This window comes from Candidatus Limnocylindria bacterium, from assembly GCA_036523395.1.
Lineage (GTDB): Bacteria > Chloroflexota > Limnocylindria > P2-11E > P2-11E > CF-39.
Window position 1 is genome coordinate 1 of the sequence record DATDEH010000115.1, and the last position, 17,630, is coordinate 17,630.

At 66.3% G+C, this 17,630-nt stretch carries 18 protein-coding genes, 3 tRNA genes, 1 rRNA gene and 1 other RNA gene; 6 read left to right on the top strand and 17 right to left on the bottom strand.

Annotation, left to right across the window (positions count from 1 at the left end; translation table 11 throughout):
• Nucleotides 1-18: 18 nt before the first annotated feature.
• The 3 genes from VI056_14480 to VI056_14490 all read right to left on the bottom strand — a co-directional run bounded on the left by VI056_14480 (nt 19) and on the right by VI056_14490 (nt 2,664).
• A tRNA-Ile gene (locus tag VI056_14480) sits at nt 19-92 on the bottom strand.
• Nucleotides 93-309: 217 nt separating this feature from the next.
• Nucleotides 310-1,812, bottom strand: a 16S ribosomal RNA gene (locus tag VI056_14485).
• A gap of 222 nt (nt 1,813-2,034) precedes the next feature.
• Nucleotides 2,035-2,664, bottom strand: a complete 630-nt coding sequence (locus VI056_14490) for a LuxR C-terminal-related transcriptional regulator (protein HEY6204231.1) — start codon at nt 2,662-2,664, stop codon at nt 2,035-2,037.
• Nucleotides 2,665-2,754: 90 nt separating this feature from the next.
• On the opposite strand from VI056_14490, the gene VI056_14495 reads away from it, so the two are divergent.
• On the top strand, nt 2,755-2,964 hold the full coding sequence (locus VI056_14495) for a hypothetical protein (protein HEY6204232.1): 210 nt from the start codon (nt 2,755-2,757) through the stop codon (nt 2,962-2,964).
• Here VI056_14495 and recR read toward each other — a convergent pair.
• From recR to VI056_14530, 7 genes are all read right to left on the bottom strand, one after another.
• The gene (recR, locus tag VI056_14500; protein HEY6204233.1) at nt 2,930-3,532 is read right to left on the bottom strand and encodes a recombination mediator RecR; all 603 of its coding nucleotides are present in this window, start codon (nt 3,530-3,532) and stop codon (nt 2,930-2,932) included. The two genes, VI056_14495 and recR, sit on opposite strands and share 35 nt — an antisense overlap.
• Entirely contained in the window at nt 3,532-3,840 is a 309-nt protein-coding gene (locus VI056_14505; protein HEY6204234.1) for a YbaB/EbfC family nucleoid-associated protein, read from the bottom strand. Before VI056_14505 ends, recR begins: the two co-directional genes overlap by 1 nt.
• Nucleotides 3,840-5,432: a DNA polymerase III subunit gamma/tau gene (gene dnaX / locus VI056_14510; GenBank protein HEY6204235.1), complete on the bottom strand. Its 1,593-nt coding sequence runs from the start codon at nt 5,430-5,432 to the stop codon at nt 3,840-3,842. The genes VI056_14505 and dnaX overlap by 1 nt, the downstream gene beginning before the upstream one ends.
• A 64-nt stretch (nt 5,433-5,496) precedes the next feature.
• Nucleotides 5,497-5,761, bottom strand: an RNA gene (gene ffs / locus VI056_14515) — signal recognition particle sRNA large type.
• Between the two features lie 18 nt (nt 5,762-5,779).
• Nucleotides 5,780-6,463, bottom strand: coding sequence for a haloacid dehalogenase type II (locus tag VI056_14520; GenBank protein ID HEY6204236.1), 684 nt, complete (start codon nt 6,461-6,463; stop codon nt 5,780-5,782).
• 4 nt (nt 6,464-6,467) lie between these two features.
• Nucleotides 6,468-6,550 (bottom strand) — tRNA-Ser (locus VI056_14525).
• 104 nt (nt 6,551-6,654) lie between these two features.
• Nucleotides 6,655-6,737, bottom strand: a tRNA-Ser gene (locus tag VI056_14530).
• A 45-nt stretch (nt 6,738-6,782) separates the two neighbouring features.
• Between VI056_14530 and VI056_14535 the strand changes: the two genes are divergently transcribed.
• Nucleotides 6,783-8,042: an MFS transporter gene (locus VI056_14535; GenBank protein ID HEY6204237.1), complete on the top strand. Its 1,260-nt coding sequence runs from the start codon at nt 6,783-6,785 to the stop codon at nt 8,040-8,042.
• A gap of 29 nt (nt 8,043-8,071) precedes the next feature.
• On the opposite strand, the gene VI056_14540 is transcribed toward VI056_14535, so the two are convergent.
• Nucleotides 8,072-9,106 carry a class I fructose-bisphosphate aldolase gene (locus tag VI056_14540; GenBank protein HEY6204238.1) on the bottom strand — a complete coding sequence of 345 codons (1,035 nt, stop codon included), beginning with the start codon at nt 9,104-9,106 and terminating at the stop codon, nt 8,072-8,074.
• A 36-nt stretch (nt 9,107-9,142) separates the two neighbouring features.
• On the opposite strand from VI056_14540, the gene VI056_14545 reads away from it, so the two are divergent.
• Both VI056_14545 and VI056_14550 read left to right on the top strand, forming a co-directional pair.
• A complete protein-coding gene (locus VI056_14545; protein HEY6204239.1) occupies nt 9,143-10,072 on the top strand; it encodes an ABC transporter ATP-binding protein in 930 nt (309 codons plus the stop codon).
• Nucleotides 10,053-10,919 carry an ABC transporter permease gene (locus VI056_14550; GenBank protein HEY6204240.1) on the top strand — a complete coding sequence of 289 codons (867 nt, stop codon included), beginning with the start codon at nt 10,053-10,055 and terminating at the stop codon, nt 10,917-10,919. Before VI056_14545 ends, VI056_14550 begins: the two co-directional genes overlap by 20 nt.
• 70 nt (nt 10,920-10,989) lie before the next feature.
• Here VI056_14550 and VI056_14555 read toward each other — a convergent pair whose 3' ends face one another.
• Genes VI056_14555 through VI056_14580 form a run of 6 tightly spaced genes read right to left on the bottom strand, consistent with a single transcriptional unit; the run spans nt 10,990 to nt 16,037 of the window.
• Entirely contained in the window at nt 10,990-11,490 is a 501-nt protein-coding gene (locus VI056_14555) for a nucleoside deaminase (protein ID HEY6204241.1), read from the bottom strand.
• Nucleotides 11,490-12,185 carry an ABC transporter ATP-binding protein gene (locus VI056_14560; GenBank protein ID HEY6204242.1) on the bottom strand — a complete coding sequence of 232 codons (696 nt, stop codon included), beginning with the start codon at nt 12,183-12,185 and terminating at the stop codon, nt 11,490-11,492. The genes VI056_14555 and VI056_14560 overlap by 1 nt, the downstream gene beginning before the upstream one ends.
• Nucleotides 12,182-12,913, bottom strand: coding sequence for an ABC transporter ATP-binding protein (locus VI056_14565; protein ID HEY6204243.1), 732 nt, complete (start codon nt 12,911-12,913; stop codon nt 12,182-12,184). The genes VI056_14560 and VI056_14565 overlap by 4 nt, the downstream gene beginning before the upstream one ends.
• A complete protein-coding gene (locus VI056_14570) occupies nt 12,910-13,884 on the bottom strand; it encodes a branched-chain amino acid ABC transporter permease (GenBank protein HEY6204244.1) in 975 nt (324 codons plus the stop codon). Before VI056_14570 ends, VI056_14565 begins: the two co-directional genes overlap by 4 nt.
• Nucleotides 13,881-14,753, bottom strand: a complete 873-nt coding sequence (locus VI056_14575; protein ID HEY6204245.1) for a branched-chain amino acid ABC transporter permease — start codon at nt 14,751-14,753, stop codon at nt 13,881-13,883. Before VI056_14575 ends, VI056_14570 begins: the two co-directional genes overlap by 4 nt.
• A 9-nt stretch (nt 14,754-14,762) precedes the next feature.
• Entirely contained in the window at nt 14,763-16,037 is a 1,275-nt protein-coding gene (locus VI056_14580) for an ABC transporter substrate-binding protein (GenBank protein ID HEY6204246.1), read from the bottom strand.
• Between the two features lie 151 nt (nt 16,038-16,188).
• Between VI056_14580 and VI056_14585 the strand changes: the two genes are divergently transcribed.
• Nucleotides 16,189-16,665 (top strand): hypothetical protein, encoded by a 477-nt coding sequence (locus VI056_14585; protein HEY6204247.1) that lies wholly within the window; start codon nt 16,189-16,191, stop codon nt 16,663-16,665.
• Nucleotides 16,666-16,688: 23 nt separating this feature from the next.
• Nucleotides 16,689-17,564, top strand: a complete 876-nt coding sequence (locus tag VI056_14590) for an SPFH domain-containing protein (GenBank protein HEY6204248.1) — start codon at nt 16,689-16,691, stop codon at nt 17,562-17,564.
• Nucleotides 17,565-17,630 lie beyond the last annotated feature (66 nt).

Sequence of the window (17,630 nt, forward strand, 5' to 3'; positions counted from 1 at the left end):
TCGAGTCCTCTGCGCGAGTGGGCGCTTCTGGACTCGAACCAGAGACCTCTGCCTTATCAGGGCAGTGCTCTAACCAGCTGAGCTAAGCGCCCATGCGTGGCAGGCGGAGCACATCGTTAACCGATGAAGAGTGACAGGAACACTGCGAGTCTCGCTGCCGCTTCGGATGCATCGATCGTGAGTCGAGATCCTCCGCGCATTTGTTGAAAGAACCACTTCCGTTGGAAGTGTCTCGTCCGAGTTCTAAGGCTCCGACGATCGACCTGGGATTGGATCGAGATCCCGAAGGATCCGAACACGTATCCCTAGAAAGGAGGTGATCCAGCCGCACCTTCCGGTACGGCTACCTTGTTACGACTTCGTCCCAGTCGCCGGTCCCACCTTCGACGGCTGCCTCCTTGCGGTTGGCCCACCGGCTTCGGGTGTTACCGACTCCCATGACGTGACGGGCGGTGTGTACAAGGCCCGGGAACATATTCACCGCAGTGTGCTGACCTGCGGTTACTAGCAACTCCGACTTCACGGAGGCGAGTTGCAGCCTCCGATCTGAACTGACGCCGGTTTTAAGGGATTAGCTTCAACTTGCGTTGTCGCGACCCGCTGTGACCGGCGATTGTAGCGTGCGTGTTGCCCCAGACATAAAGGCCACGCTGACTTGACGTCATCCCCACCTTCCTCCGAGTTTCTCTCGGCAGTCGGGTCTGAGAGGTACAACAGACCCCGAGGGTTGCGCTCGTTGCGGGACTTAACCCAACATCTCACGACACGAGCTGACGACAGCCGTGCAACACCTGTACGAGCTCCCTTGCGGGTCGGTTCCCTTTCAGGTTCCTACCACTCGCATGTCAAGTCTGGGTAAGGTTCTTCGCGTACCATCGAATTAAACCGCACGCTCCGCTGCTTGTGCGGGCCCCCGTCAATTCCTTTGAGTTTTAACCTTGCGGTCGTACTCCCCAGGCGGGGCACTTAATGCGTTAGCTTCGGCACTGCCGGGGTCGATACCGACAACACCTAGTGCCCATTGTTTACGGCTAGGACTAACGGGGTATCTAATCCCGGTCGCTCCCCTAGCTTTCGCACCTGAGCGTCAAGGGCGGGCCAGCAGATCGCTTTCGCCACTGGTGTTCCTTCCGGTATCTACGCATTTTACCGCTACACCGGAAATTCCATCTGCCTCTCCCGCCTTCAAGTCCCGAAGTTTCGAACGGCCTCTCCCAGTTGGGCCAGGAGCTTTCACATTCGACTTTCGGAACCGCCTGCGTGCGCTTTACGCCCAGTAAATCCGGACAACGCTCGCAACCTACGTATTACCGCGGCTGCTGGCACGTAGTTAGCCGTTGCTTATGCCTCGAGTACCGTCGGGTGTCTTCCTCGAGAAAGGCGGTTTACGACCCGAAGGCCTTCATCCCGCACGCGGCGTGGCTGCGTCAGGGTTTCCCCCATTGCGCAAAATTCCTAACTGCTGCCTCCCGTAGGAGTCTGGGCCGTGTCTCAGTCCCAGTCTGGCTGGCCATCCTCTCAGACCAGCTACGGATCGAAGCCTTGGTGGGCCATTACCTCACCAACTAGCTAATCCGCCGCAGGCCCCTCCTAAAGCGTCTTACGACTTTGAGCACCGAAAACGGATCGGTGGTCACATGCGGTATTAGCGACTCTTTCGAGTCGTTATCCCCCACTTCAGGGCAGGTCACCTACGTGTTACTCAGCCGTTCGCCACTAGCCTTTCCCCTTGCGGGGATTGGCTCGTCCGACTTGCATGTTTTATGCACGCCGCCAGCGTTTGTCCTGAGCCAGGATCAAACTCTCCGACAAAAAATCAGACCACCCTTTCGGGCGGTCCATTCAAGCTTCGAGTTCGATCAAAAAATCAACGAGACCGCTTGGCGTTCCTGTCACTCTTCAGCTGTTAAAGATCGTGCCCCGACCTCCCAATGGAATTCGGCCTACGGGCGTGATGCGGAGTCACATCATACCCAGCCGCGCTCGGCTCCGTCAATCCGCGTGGGTGCCTCATCGGCCACATTACCTGTGATTTCAGGCCTCCGCGCCCTCGGCGCCGATGTGGAGGAGCCCGACGACACGCCCTTCCGCGTCGCGCAGCGGCTGGAACATGAGGTTCGCCTTCGCTTTGCGGCTGCTGCCATCGGGGTGGGTCCACTCGACGACCGCGTCGCCGGCCGCCCAGGGCGTTCCCGTCGCGTAGACCTGATCGAGCGCGGACGCGAAACGCGGATCGAGATCCGGGTAGACCTCGCGAACGCTGCGACCGACCAGGCTGTCAGCCGGGCGACCGGCCACTTGCGCCGCGAGTCGATTCACGAACGAATACACGTGGCTTGGACCGAGCGACACGGCGACCATGAACGGCGCGTTCTCGTAGACGCCCGCGAGGTCAGCAGGCACAAGCTGGAGCTGCGCACCGAGGGTCCTCGCGGGACCCGCCGTGCCCGCCGGGAGTCCAACGCCCGCGGCTGACATCACCGCGGCGATGAGACCGGCCCGGTTCGGAACGTCGAATTTGCGCATCAGTCGGCTGAGCTGCGCCGAGACCGCGCGCTGTGATACGCGGAGGCGCGCCGCGATCTCCTTGTTCGTCTGGCCCCGCGCGACCAGCCCGACCACTTCGGCCTGCCTGGCGGTGAGACCGATCCCCGGCGCAGTCATACGTTCCGAAACGTACATCTATCACGCAAGCCGACCGTGCCCTTAAATGCTGGGAGGTACGCGACGTACAACGGCGTTGGGAAAGAACCTATGAAAGCACCACTGATCCGCTACCGCTGCACCAAGCCCGAGCACCAGCACACCGCGAAGCGTCCCTCGGACACGATGACGATCCACGAACGCTCGTGGGCGTACTGCCCGTATGACGTGCGAGCACAGGAGCATCTCTGGTCGATCGCCGACCCGAACGCGCCTGAGCTGCTCGTTAGAGGGCCCGTCGACCCTCCAGCGCTCGGCTGACCGTCACCTCGTCGGCGTACTCGAGGTCGCCGCCCATCGGGAGACCGCGCGCCAGGCGCGTGACGCGCACACCGGTCCCCGCCAAGAGCTGCGCGACATACATCGACGTCGCCTCACCCTCGAGATTCGGATTGGTCGCGAGGATGAGCTCCTCGATCCCGCCCGCGCGCACCCGCTGGACCAGCTGCGCGATCTTGAGATCATCGGGCCGGACACCGTTGACCGGGGATATCGCGCCGTGCAGCACGTGGTAGCGACCCTTGTACTGACCGGTGCGCTCGATCGCGAGGACGTCGAGCGGCTCCTCGACAACGCAGACGACACCGCCGTCGCGCTCGTCCGATGAGCAGATCACGCACGGGTCGGCCTCCGCGATGTTGAAGCACACCGAGCAGTAGCGAAGATCGGTCTTGACCGAACGGATAGCGGCCGCGAGCGCGTCGGCATCCGGCAGCGGGGCGCGCAGGATGTGATACGCGAGCCGCTGCGCGGTCTTGGGTCCGACGCCGGGGAGCTTCGAGAGCTCGTCAATGAGACGCGCGAGCGGGCGCGCGAGGGCGCTCGGCATCACATACCGGGGATCTTCAGACCGCCGGTCACGCCGCCGAGCCGCTGTGCGGCGAGCTCGCGCGACTTCTTCAGCGCATCCGTGAATGCCGCGAGGACGAGGTCTTGAAGAGTCTCGACGTCGTCGGGGTCGACCGCGTCCTTCTGGATCTTGATCGACCTCACGTCCTGCGTCCCGGTGAGCACGACGACCACGGCGCCGCCGCCTGCGGTGCCCTCGACGGTCGCGGCCGCGAGCTCCTCCTGCGCTTTGGCCATGTTCGCTTGCATCTCGCGAGCCATCTTCTGCAGGTCGCCCATGTTCTTCATCACTCGATCTCCATGATCCGTTCTGGACGCCGGAATGTTTCCAGCGCCGCGCGAAGCATCGGATCCTCGGCCGGCGACGGCGCATCGGCGGGCAGCGTCTGCACGACGCAGCGCACCCGCACGGTGAGGCTCAGTCGTTCGGAGAGTCCTTGCTCCAGCTCGACGCGATAACGGTCCTGCCAGTAGGCGCGCGCGAAGTCGTTGTCGAACCCGATCACGACGGTGCTGCCCTCGACCGTGACCGGCTCGGCCTTCACGAGCTGCGATGCCTTGCCGACGCTCTGCTCCTTCACGTGCGCGACCATCTCCGCCCACGCCTTCTGCACGTCTGCGAGCGTGAGCGTGCCGGTCTGCGCGCGACGTGCGGCGAGGTCGATCACACCCGAGCGCTCGGGCGTGCGGGCCTGGGCCCGCGTCGGGGTGCCGCGGTCCGCCGGCGGCGCGATCGACGAGCGTGCTGCGGACGATTCACGGCGCGGAGGCGTCTGCGTCGCCGGACCGGTCACGCCCGGCTGGGTCACGAGATCGAGGATCGCGAGCTCCAGCGGCAGCGGCGTGCCTTCGCTCGTCTTTAGGTGCTGCTCGGTCTCGATGAGACGTTTCGCGATCGCCGCCAGCCGCGGCAGCGGGAACTTCGGCGCTTGCTCCGCGAGCTTCGCGGCCACGCCCTCGCTCGCTGTCTCGGGCGGCTTGCCCTGCGCGTTCACGAGCACGAGCGCGCGGGTGTGGTCGATGGCGCGCTTCACGAAGAGGCGCAGGTCACGCCCCTCATCGACGAGCCTCCCCACGATGCGGACACCGGCGGCGCCGTCGTTCGCCGCGAGCGCGTCGAAGAGCGCCGAGGTCTCTTCCCACTCGGAGACACCGAGCAGCTCGTCGACGTCGGCGAGCTTCACGCCGCCCTCGGAGAACGCCGCGACCATGTCGAGGACGCTCTCCGCGTCGCGGAGCGAGCCCTGCGCATGACGCGCGATCGCCTCGAGCGCCGCAGGCTCGGCCTTCAGGCCCTCCTGCTCGCAGATCTTCGCGAGCTGCGCGACGACCCCCTTGTACGGGATGCGTCGCAGGTCGAAGCGCTGCGTGCGCGACACGATCGTCGCGGGGATCTTTCCCGACTCGGTCGTCGCGAGGACGAAGATCACGTGCGGCGGTGGCTCTTCCAGCGTCTTGAGCAGTGCGTTGAAGGCCTCGCTCGTCAGTTGGTGCGCCTCGTCGATGACATAGACCTTGTACTGGCCCTGCGACGGAGCGAAGCGCACTTTGTCGCGCAGGTCGCGCATCTCGTCGATACCGCGATTGGATGCGGCGTCGATCTCGATGAGATCGAGGAAGGTTCCCTCACGGATCGCGGTGCAGTTCTCGCAGCGATCGCAGGGCTCGCCGTCCTTCGCCTTCGTGCAGTTCACGGCTTTCGCGATAAGGCGCGCGATGGTCGTCTTGCCGATGCCGCGCGAGCCGGCCAGGAGATATGCGTGCGCGACCTGACCGGCGCCGATCGCGTTCTTCAGCGTGCGGGTGACGTGCTCCTGTCCGACGATGGCGGCGAAGGTCTGCGGCCGATAGCGGCGATAGAGGGCAGAGCTTTCGGGCACAGGTCAACTCTAGAGAGGTGCGACCCGCCGCGCGAGGACAACGACATTCCAAAGGAAAGACTGGCCGTGCACCCTCCGTCGATCACGGACATCACGAACACGCACACGCGCGCAGCTCAGATCAGGCTTGCCTGCGGCACGCGACGGCGACCGCTTACCGCTGCTTCCTTCCGGATCTGACGGGGTTCACGGACCGACGCTGCACAGGACCCGACCGTCAACGCCACGCGACGCACGCAGGACCCGCGACGCCGGACCTTGGGAGGGAATTCAGCCCCGCTAGAGCGGATTGCGGGTACAGGGCACCGCTAGCTCCCCGCCTAGCACGACCACCACCATGGTATCGGCTAGCTGTCTCGGGCGATGATCTGATCCGCAACCTCGCGCAGATCCTTCCCCCATACGTCGGGCTTCTCGAGCAGCGGATTCCATAGCGCGCCCGGCCGCGCGACGAACGCGGCCGCGCAGCCGGCACGCATCGCGCCGGCCACATCCCACGCGTGCGCCGCGATGAGGCGGATGCGATCCAGCGGGACGCCGAGGTTGCGCGCGGCGGCCGCGTACGCCTCGGGCGCAGGCTTGAGCCGCTTGGCATCGTCCGCGGTCAGCGCCTCATCGAAGAGGTCGCGGATGCCGGCGTTCGAGAGCTGGGCCTCCTCGACCTGACCGGTCGAATTCGTGAGCGCGGCGACACGGAATCCGGCGGCGCGAAGCCGCGTGAGGCTCTCGCGCACGTCGGGGTGCGCGGGAAGCCGGCGGACTTCTCCGAGGATCGCCTTCTCGTCCGCCTCGGAGACGGTCACGCCTCGCTTCTCCGCGGTGAGCGCGAGCGCGGCGCGGAAGTGCGAACCGAAATCGAAGTACGGGCCGGTCACGGTCAGGAGAAGCGCGGACTGCAGCATCGTCGCGAACCACTCGCGGCGGACGGCCGCGTCGCCGAAAACGCGCGCGAAGTGAGGATCGAGCGCGCCAAGATCGAGCAGCGTCTCGTTGACGTCGAAGACGAGCACACGGTCGCGCTCAGTAGCCACTCAGCGGAGAGGGCGGGATTCGAACCCGCGAGCCTTTCGGCTACCCGCTTTCCAAGCGGGCGCACTCGGCCACTATGCGACCTCTCCCGTCGTGAATTATGGGAGCGATGAGCTCCGCGGGCGTGAAAGGACAGCGATCGTCGCAGATCCTCGACGCCCAGGGTGATGAGGGTCACCCGCGGTTCCATCAGCGGAGAGGGCGGGATTCGAACCCGCGAGGCTTTCGCCTACCGCTTTTCGAGAGCGGCACCATCAACCACTCGGACACCTCTCCGGAATGAAGTTTATGGGCTAGGCGTTCCGTAGACTCGAAGTGCCGATGCAGGTCCGCCGCTTCCATTACGCATGGGTGATCGTCGCGGTGACGCTCGTCACGCTCATGGCGGCACAGGCGGTGCGCGCGGCACCCGGCGTCATCATCGTTCCGCTCGAGCAGGAGTTCGGCTGGGATCGCGCGGCGATCTCGCTCGCGGTCGGCGTGTCGCTGCTCGCGTTCGGCCTCGGTGGACCGCTCGGTGGCTGGCTGCTCGAGCGTTTCGGGCCGCGGCGCCTTCTCACCGGCGGCGTCCTCCTGATCGCCGCCGGCCTCTTCGCGCTCATCAACATCCGCGAGTTGTGGCAGCTATACGTGGTCTGGGGAATCGTGATCGGCCTAGGCACGGGCGCGGCGGGACAGGTCGCGAGCGCGGCGATAGCGCAGCGCTGGTTCCGCACCCATCGCGGGCTGATCGTCGGGCTCTTCGGCGGCGCAACCTCCGCCGGCCAGCTCGTCTTCGTTCCCGCCATGGCCGCATTGACCGTGGCTGTCGGCTGGCGTGCCGCGATCGCGCTCCTTCTTGGTGCGGCGGCAGTTGCCATCGTGCCGCTCGTGCTCCTCATGCGCGACCGGCCCAGCGATGTCGGGCAACGCGCCGTCGGCGAGGGCGCGACGCTCACCGCGGCAGAGAAGGCGGACGACGCTCGTCGGACACCGCTGCGCGAAGCGGTGCGGCGCCGCGAGTTCTGGCTTCTCGCGATGAGCTTCTTCGTCTGCGGCTACACATCGAATGGCCTCATCGGGACGCACCTCATCCCCCACGCTGTCGAGCACGGATTCACCGAGGTGGCGGCCGCGGGCGCCGTTGCGTTGCTCGGCGCGCTGAACATCGTCGGCACCCTCGCGTCCGGTTGGCTTACCGATCGCTACGACAATCGCAAGCTGCTCGCGGCGTACTACGGGTTCCGCGCGATGTCGCTGTTCGCGTTGCCGCTCATCTACGACCTTCGCGGCCTGCTCCTATTCGCGGTGGTCTACGGCCTCGATTGGATCGCGACGGTGCCGCCGACCGTGAACCTCACTGCGACGATCTTCGGTCGCGCATCGGTGGGCACGCTGTACGGCTGGATCTGGTTCTCGCACATGGTGGGCGCTGCGATCGCGGCGTACGCGGGTGGCTTCTTCCGCGTGCTCCTCGGCGACTATCACCTCATGTTCGTGAGCGCGGGGATCCTGGGATTCATCGCGGTGACGCTGGTGTCGCGGATCCCGGCGAGCGGACGCGCGGGGCCGCCGGGGGTGTTCGAGCCGGCGGGGACGTAGTCGGTGGAGCTGGAGCGCGGGCGCTTCGGCTAGACCGTCGCGCCTTCCTTTTCCATCGCTGGCGAGTATTTCCCGAGCGCTGCAGCGGATGTGAGCTTCGCGCGATGCTGGAACGCGCGCTGCGCCGCGGTCACGTTCGCGGTCTTCCCCGACCACGCCTTCTGCGGCGCGGCCTGCAGGCCGCGGCCATACGAGTAGGACAGCGTCCACGGCGCGCGGACCTTCGCCGCGTAGCGGTTGATCGCGTCGAGGTTCACCGTGGCCTCATCGTCGGATTGGCCCCCGGAGAGGAACACGATGCCAGGGACCGCGGCCGGCACCGTTTGCCGGAAGCACTCCACCGTGTAGCGGGCGACCTCGTCGGCCGAGGCGCGCTTCGCGGCCTCCTTGCCGGACAGCACCATGTTCGGCTTGAGCAGCATCCCATCGGTACGCACGCGTTGCGCCGCCAGTTGGATGAACACGGTGCGCAGCGTCTTGATGGTGACCTCGTTGCAACGCTCGATCGAGTGGGTGCCGTCCATGAGGACCTCGGGCTCGACGATCGGGACGATGCCGGCCTCTTGGCTCAGGGCGGCGTAGCGCGCGAGAGCGTGCGCGTTCACGCGGATGCAGGTGTCGGACGGGATGTTGTCGCCGTCGATGGTGATGACCGCGCGCCACTTGCTGAACACCGCGCCGAGTCCCTTGTACTCAGCGAGCCGTTCGCGCAGACCGTCGAGGCCCTCGGTGACGACCTCGCCCGGAGCGAATGGGAGTGGCTTCGCGCCGAGGTCGACCTTGATCCCGGGATGGATCCCCTGGTCCTTCAGGATCTTCACCAGTGGCGACCCGTCGGCAGCTTTCTGCCGGATCGTCTCGTCGTAGAGGATCACGCCGCTGATGTAGTCGGCGATGCCAGGCGCGCGGAAGAGCAGCTCGCGATACGCGCGGCGGTTGTCCTCGGTGTTCTCGACGCCGATCGTGTCGAAACGTCTCTTGATGGTGCTCGTGCTCTCGTCCGCTGCGAGGATGCCCTTGCCCGGAGCGACGAGTGCGCGAGCGATCTGCGCGAGATCTGGCACGGCCTCAGGATAGCCGCACCGTCCTATGCTCGCGACGTGGCTGAAGACGCCGTCCTCCGCACGGAAGGGCTGACCAAGCGTTTCGGTGAGCTCACCGCCGTCGATCATCTCGACCTCGAGGTGAAGCGTGGCGAGGTCGTTGGGCTGCTCGGTCCGAACGGCGCGGGCAAGAGCACGACCATCGGCATGGTCCTCGGGCTGGTCGCTCCGACCGCGGGCAGCGCGCAGGTGCTCGGGCATGACGTCGCCGCCCATCGGCAGAAGGCGCTCGCGAGCGTCGGCGCAATGCTCGAGGTCACATCCTTCTATCCCTACCTGTCGGGCCGCGACAACCTCGTCGCGGTGGCGCTGCTGCACAGCGACGGAGCGCTTGCTCGCGTGGACCCCGTTCTCACGCGACTCGGGCTTGCGGCGCGCGGTGGATCGAAGTTCCGCACATATTCGCTCGGTATGCGCCAGCGCCTCGGGATCGCGTCAACGCTGCTGGGAGATCCCGCCCTGGTCATCCTCGACGAGCCGGCCAATGGACTCGATCCCGCGGGCCAGCGCGAGATCCGCGAGCTCATCAAGGAACTGGCGAACGAAGGGCGCGGCATCCTGCTCGCGAGCCACCTTCTTCATGAGGTCGAGCAGGTGTGTGACCGTGTGGTCGTCATCAAGAAGGGCAAGCTCATCGCGAGCGGCACGATCGCCGACGTCGCGCATCGCGGTAGCTACTACGAGGTCACGGTGCCGGACATCGGCCGAGCGTCGGCCGCGCTGCGAGCGCTGCCGGGAGTGACGGAGACGCGCGAGACACCTTCGGGCCTCGAGGTCGTCGCCGACGCCGGTCGCGGCGCCGAGCTGAACCGTGCCCTCGCCACAGTCGGCATCTACGCGAGCGCGATCGTTCCACGCACGAGCTCGCTCGAGGATGTCTTCCTCGAGCTCACCGAATCGGGAAGCGATGCTCCGGCTCCTTCGTAGCGAGGTCTACCGGCTGCGGCGCCGCTGGATGCCGTGGATCCTCTTGCTGCTCATCATCCTGGCGGGCGCCGGGTTCTACGTCTTGGTCTATGTGAGCGCGCAGGCGCAACTGCAGGCCGTGCGCAGCGGCGCCATTCCTCGGCAGCCCGGCGCCGAGGAAGCGATGAACGAAGTGCTGCGAGAGATGCGCCCGGACCGCATTCAGACGTTCGGCGTTTCGCTCGTGAGCGGCCTCGGCAGCGTCATGCTCATCGTGTTCGCGGCGAGTCATGTTGGCGCGGAGTTCGGCTGGGGCACTCTCCGCACCCTGCTCGCACACGGCGCGGGCCGCTCGACATTCCTCGGCGCGAAGCTCCTGTCGATCGCGCTGTTTGCCGTGCTGTTCATGTTCCTCGGCGTCGTGGCGGCGATCGTCGGAAGCTACGTCGCAACGACCATCGCGGCCGCAGACCCGAGCGGACTTGACCTCGGTGCGATCGCGAACGCCGCGGCGCGCGGGTACTACACGTTCCTGCCGTACTTGGCGCTTGCGGCACTCATCGCGCTCTGGGTGCGCTCCGCCGGCGCGGGGATCGCGGCGGGCTTGGTCGTCTACTTCACTGAAGGTGTCGTCGCGCAGCTGCTCGTGTCGCTCAATCGGGAGTTCGCCAACATCGTGAACTACGGCCTGAGCCGGAACGTGAGCGCGCTGACACGATTAGCTGTCACAACGAGCGCCTCTCCCGATCCGGGGTTCGGCACTCTGCCGAGTCAGGGACAAGCCGCGATCGTACTCACCGCCTACATCGTCCTGTTCGTGGCGCTCGCTCTTTGGCGACTGCGGACCCGCGACGTCACGCTTGGCTGATGAGTCCTGATCGCGCCACGAGGATGAGCGCGACTGCGAACTGCAGCTGGCCCGAACAGCTCCGCGTGGATCACGCGGACGGCACACCGCGATGAGTCGAGAAGAACTCGCGCAGCAATGCCTCGCTCTCGGCGCGGCGCACACCGAGCCGCCACTTCGGATGGTGATTCAGCTTGGGCTCCTCGAACAGCTGCGCCACCGAGACCACGGCTCCGGCTTTGTCGTCCGGCGCGCCGAATACCACGAGCGGCACGCGCGCGAGCACGATCGCGCCGGCGCACATCGCGCACGGCTCGACCGTGGCGTACAGCGCCGTGTCGCTGAGTCGCCATCGGCCGAGGGTGATGCCGGCCGCGCGTAGCGCGATGACCTCGGCGTGCGCCGTTGGATCGTGTTCGACCTCGCGGCGGTTGTGCCCGCGCGCGATGACCGTGCCGCCACGGACGATCACCGCGCCGATCGGCACGTCATCGTGCGCGGCCGCGGCACGCGCCTCGGCCAGCGCCTCATCCATGAGCGGCATGTCGTCGCCGGCGCCGGGCAACGTACGCGGATCGAGCGTGGGCTGCATCAGACCCCCAGGTACCTGGCTTCGACATCGCCCGCTGCCGCTAGCTCGGCCGGCGTGCCCGAGAAGACGATGGTGCCCTTGTTCATCACGTAGACGCGCTGCGCCACGCGCGTCGCGAGCGCGAGATTCTGCTCGACGAGCAGGAGCGCGAGTCCGCTCTCGCGCAGACGGACCAGCGCGTCACCGACCTCGGTGACGAGCTTCGGCGCGAGGCCTTCCGACGGCTCGTCGAGCAGAAGCAGGACCGGGTCCCGAAGGAGGGCCCGCCCGATCGCGACCATCTGCTGCTCGCCGCCCGAGAGCTCGTCTCCGCGATTGCCCAGACGCCGCTGGAGCGACGGGAACAGCTGTACAACTCGCGCGAGATCCCATTCACCTCCGTTCGAGCGCGCCGCGATGGTGAGGTTCTCGAGGACGGTGAGGTCGGCGAACACGCGCCGACCCTGCGGGACGAGCGCGACACCGGCGGCCGCGACGTGGTGCGGCGCTTTCGCGGTGACGTCGCGGTCGCCGACACGGACGGTGCCGCCGCGCGGGCGGACGAACCCGACGATCGCGTTGATGGTCGTGGTCTTCCCCGCGCCGTTCCGGCCGAGCAGCGCGACGGACTCGCCGTCCGCAACGTCGAGCGACACACCTTGCAGGACATGACTCTCGCCGTAGTAGGCGTGCAGGTCGCGCACCGCGAGCGTCATGCGACCACCTTCCCGAGGTAGACCTCGTTCACGAGCGTATCTCCACGGACCTGCACCGGCGTGCCTTCGGCGATGACGCGGCCCTCGTGAAGGACGGTGATGCGCTCGGCGAGCCGGAACACGACGTCCATGTCGTGCTCGACGATGACGAGCGTGAGCGACCGATCGAGCGATGCGATGAGCTCGGTGATGCGGCCGGTCTCGGCCGGGGACATGCCGGCCGTCGGCTCGTCAAGAAGCAGCACGCGCGGGCGCCGCGCGAGCGCGACCGCGAGCTCGAGCTGCCGCCGCTCGCCGTGCGAGAGCGCGTGAGCCGGTGTCGCAGCGCGCGCGCCGAGGCCCACGCGTTCCAAGAGGTCGTCGGCCGCGACGCGTTCGCTCTTCGGTGGAGACGTGAACGGACGGTACGGACCGGCAGCTGCGGCGACGGCGATCGCAACGTTGTCGCGCGCCGAAAGCGGATCGAAGAGCTCGTTCCGTTGATACATGCGCGCGACGCCGCGACGTGCCAGTTCGTGCGGCCGCCGGCCCGTCACGTTCTCACCGGCGAGCCGCACCTCACCCGAGGTGGGCTCGAGCTCGCCGGTCAGCACGTTGAACAGCGTCGTCTTCCCCGCGCCGTTCGGACCGATGATCGCGCGCCGCTCGCCCTCGGCGACCTTCAGGGACACGCCGGCGAGCGCCTTGATGCCGCCGAATTCGCGGCGAAGCTCGCTCGTCTCGATCATGCGCGCGCCCGCGCGTACGCGACGCGGGCCAGGCCGACGATCCCCTGCCGGGCCGCGAGCACGAAGATGATGAACACCAGGCCGAGCACTGTTTCGGCGAACGCGATGTACGACGGCATCACCCGTTCGATGAACAGCACGACGATCGCTCCCACCACTGGCCCGAGAAGCGAGCTCGCCCCGCCGATGAGGACCGACACGAACGCCTCCACCGATCTCGCGACCCCAACGTCGTTCGTCGACACGAAGCGGAGCGAGTACGCCTGCAGCGCACCGCCGACGCCGGCGATCGCACCGGCGAGCACGAATGCAGAGAGCTTGAGGCGCGTGGTGTCGTAGCCGAGCGCGCGCATACGCCGCTCGTTCTCACGCAAACCGACGAGGGCCCGGCCGTAGGTGGACGAGCGGATGCGCCACACGATGAGGAGCACGACGAGGAAGATGACCGCGACGAGATGGAAGAGGGCGTCGGGTCCGTTGAAGTCGAGGCCGAAGAGCATCGGCCGGCGCACGCCGGAGAAGCCATTCGATCCTCCGGTGATGTCGACGGCTTGGAACGCGACAGCGAAGACCATCTGCGCGAAGGCGAGCGTGAGCATGAGGAAGAAGATCCCCGCGGCCCGGACAGCCACGGCGCCGATCGCGAGCGCGAGCAGCGATGAGACGAGGATCGCCGCACCGAGGCCGAGGAGCAGGTCGTCGCTGCCGAGACGCTGCCCGGCGATCGCCGCGGCATACGCGCCGGCACCGAAATACGCCGACTGTCCGAGGGATGGCATGCCCGCGGAGCCGACGAGCAGGTCGAGCGAGAGCGCGAGGATCGCGAGCACGAGCATGTCGCGCAGGATGCTCGTCGCGTAGCGCGATCCCTCCCACGGCGCCGACCAGATCGGGAAGGTGACCAGCAGCGCCGCGGCGGCGAACACGGCGAGAAGAGGCAAGATGCGCACGCGGGCGAAGACGCCGCTCAACGCGCGATCCGGATACGCCCGAGCAGACCGGTCGGGCGCAGCAGGAGGACGAGCGCCATGATCGCGAAGATCAGCGCGAGCGCGAACTGCGGGACGAGCACTTTGCCGAACGTGTCCGCCGGTCCGATGAGCGCGCTGCCGGCGACGGCGCCGGACAGCGTTCCGAGTCCTCCGACGACGACCACGACGAGCGAGTAGATGAGGTAGTCGACGTCCATGCCCGGGTAGATGCCAAATACGGGCGCGGCGATGACGCCGGCGAGGCCGGCGAGCGCTGCGCCGATCGCGAACGTCACCGCGAAGAGCCGGTCGATGTCGACGCCGAGCGCTGCGAGCATCGGGGCGTCCTGCACGCCGGCGCGGATGAGCGCGCCGACACGCGTGCGACGGTGCACGATCGCAAGGACGACAGCGAGCGCGGCGCCGAAGGCGATCACGAAGAGCCGGTACACCGGGTAGTCACCGCCCAGGATCGTGATCGCGTGATCGAGTCCGGCCGGGAACGGGACCGAGCGGATCTCGCGACCCCAGGTGAGGCCGATGAGGTCGGCGATCACAAGCGACACGCCGATGGTCAGAAGGACCTGATCCAGATGCCGACCGCGTAAGCGCCGGAGCAACAGCGGCTCCATGAGCAGTCCGAGCGCTCCGATGAGGACTGGTGCAAGCACGAGCGCGAGCCAGAACTGTCCGGTCCGCTGCACGACGCTGAGCGTGATGTACGCGCCGAGCATGTAGAACGCGCCGTGCGCGAGGTTGACGACGTCCATCATCCCGAAGATGAGCGAGAGGCCCGCGGCCAGTATGAAGAGCAAGGCGCCGAACGAGATCCCGTTCAGCGCCTGCACGACCGCCGTCTCGGGAGTCATCCCGGAAGGTTATTTGCCCGGATCGGTCACGCGAGCGACCTTGCCAACGATCGTGTTGACGGCCTGGCCGCTCTGCACTTTCACCTCGCGGATGTACATGTCCTGGATCGGGTTGTGGGTTTCCTTGTCGAACTCGAAGTCGCCGCGCGGGCTCTTGAACTTCACGCTCTCGAGCGCCGCGATGAACGCGTCCTTGTTCGAGGTGTCGCCCTTCACTGCCTGGAGTGCAAGGTCGACTGCCTGCATCCCGTCCCACGCCTGGACCGCGAAGACGTCGGGCAGCAGGCTGTACTCCTTCTGATACGCGTCGACGAAGGCCTTGTTCTCAGCGTTGTCGAGCGTCACGGCCCAGAACAGCGACGTCGTGGCGCCGTTCGCCTGCTCCTTCACTTCCTTGAGCACGTCCTGCTCGGTGAGGAATCCGGCGCCGTTCATCTTGTAGCCGGCCGCCGGCATGCCGAGCTGCGTCCACGCCTTGATGTAGTTGATCGCATCAGTGCCGGAGAAGAAGGAGTAGATGTCCTTCGTGTTCTGCGCCTTGATCTGCGTCACATAGGGGAGGAAGTCGGCGCTCCCCAGCGGTGCCTTGAGCCCACCGGTGATCTTCCCGCCGCCCTTCGTGAAGCCGCTCGTGAAGTCGGCGGCCGACTCGTTGCCGAACCCGTAGTCGGCGACGAACGTGAAGACCTCCTTCACGCCCTTCTGCGTCGCGAAGTACTCGCCGATCGGGTAGCTGATCTGGTACGAGCTGAACGAGGTGCGGAAGATGTACTTGCTCTTGCAGGATGGCGTGCAGTTGGTCGTCGTGCGCGTGAGCGCGTTCCCGCCGGCGTTCGTCTCGATGAAGATGAGCTTCGCCGCATCGATCGCGTTGCGGACCGCGTAGGCGATCGGCGTCGCGACGATGCCCATCATCAGATCGACACGATCCGAGTCGATGAACTTCTGCGTCTTCTGAGCGCCGACCACCGGGTCGTTCGCCTCGTCCTCGTAGACGACGGTCACCGGGCGGTTGGCGAGCTTATTGCCCTTCTGCTTCAGGTAGAGGTCCGTCGCGCGCTTCATGGAGTTCCCGAGCTCCGCATACACCTTCGTGAACGGCAGAAGCTGGCCGATCTTGAGCGCCGGACCGGGCGACGCGGTCGGCTCGACGGTCGCCGCTCCGCTCGGGTTGGGCGTCGCCGCGGGGCCGCAGGCCGCGATCGCCGCTGCCGCGGACGACGCCGCGAGGAATTGCCGTCTCGTGAGCCGGTAGCGGCGTTCCGCGCCGTTGTTCTCGTCCATGTGCTCCTCCCCTACGCGGTTGTCTGACCGCGGGCGAGCCTACCGACCGCCCTGCGGGCTGGCAAGCATCACCGCGTCGCATCGCTCTTCCCGCGACGCGGCACGCGCAGGTTCACGAAGATGGTGACGTGCTTGACGTTATGATTGCATCGTGATAACATTGACCAAAAGTGGTATCCAGGAGGCGGGATTGAGTGATCCGCGCGCAAGTGCGGCCGTCGGGCAAGCGATCAAACAAGGCAAGCTGCCGCACCCAACGACCTTGAGGTGCGCCGACTGTGGCGCGATAGCGACTAACTACGACCATCACCTCGGTTATGCCCGCGAACACTGGCTCGACGTGCAGCCTGTCTGCGTCCGTCACAACAGCGCTCGCGCCTGGGCGCCAAACATGGAACGCAGCACATCGGGGTTCTCGGCGGTGCTGACGCGCGTCCCGACCTGGCTCCTCGAAGAACTTGACCGCGAGTCGACGGAGTCGAATCGCAGCCGGAACGGTCAGCTGATCTGGATCCTGATGCAGCGCTATCCAGAGGCCACCGCCGCGCATCGGGAGGAGCAAGGGTTTCGGAATCGTGGTCCTCAACTTCGAGAGGAAGAGGCTGTCTACATGTGCAGCGTCGCGTAATTCACATTTAGGGGAGGCAAGACATGATCCGCGAGAAGCCAGCGTTCATCGCACCGGGTCTGATCACGTTCCTGTTCCTGGTAGTCCTGGAGTTGGTCACGATCGCCGCGCTGTTTGCCCTGATCTTTGAGCGGGCGCCCTTTCCCTTGATCGTCCTGGACATCCTCGCGATCGTCGCAGTCGGCATCTGCTTTGGCGGATTCCTCGTCGTCAGCCCGAACGAGGCGCAGGTGCTCCAGCTGTTCGGCAACTACGTCGGCACGGTGAACAAGCCGGGCTTCTGGTGGACCAACCCGTTCACGATGCCCAGACGCAAGGTGTCCCAGCGCGTGCGCAACTTCGAAAGCACGCACCTTAAGGTGAATGATCACGACGGCAACCCGATCGAGATCGCTTCGATCGTGGTGTGGCGCGTCACTGACACGGCCGAGGCGGTGTTCCAGGTCGACAACTACGAGAACTATGTCAAGGTCCAGACGGAAGCCGCCGTCCGCAATCTCGCGACCAGCTATGCGTACGACTCGCACCAGAGCGACCGGCTCTCATTGCGCACCAGCAGCGACGAGATCACCGGTCGTCTCCGCAGCGAGGTGCAGGACCGTCTCGCGAAGGCCGGCATCGAGGTCATCGAGGCGCGCCTGTCGCACCTGGCGTACGCGCCGGAGATCGCGCAGGCGATGCTGCGCCGCCAGCAGGCGAGCGCGGTCGTCGCGGCGCGCACCACCATCGTCGAAGGTGCGGTTGGGATGGTCGAGATGGCGCTGGCGGAGCTGTCTAAGCGGAGCGTGGTCGAGCTCGACGAGGAGCGGAAGGCCGCGATGGTGAGCAACCTGCTCGTCGTCCTCTGCAGCGAGCAGAACACGCAGCCAGTCGTGAACACGGGCAGCCTGTACACCTAGATCGGGCCGTGGCAGAGAAGAAGGCCTATCTCCTGCGCCTCGACGCGCAGCTGCACGACGCACTGC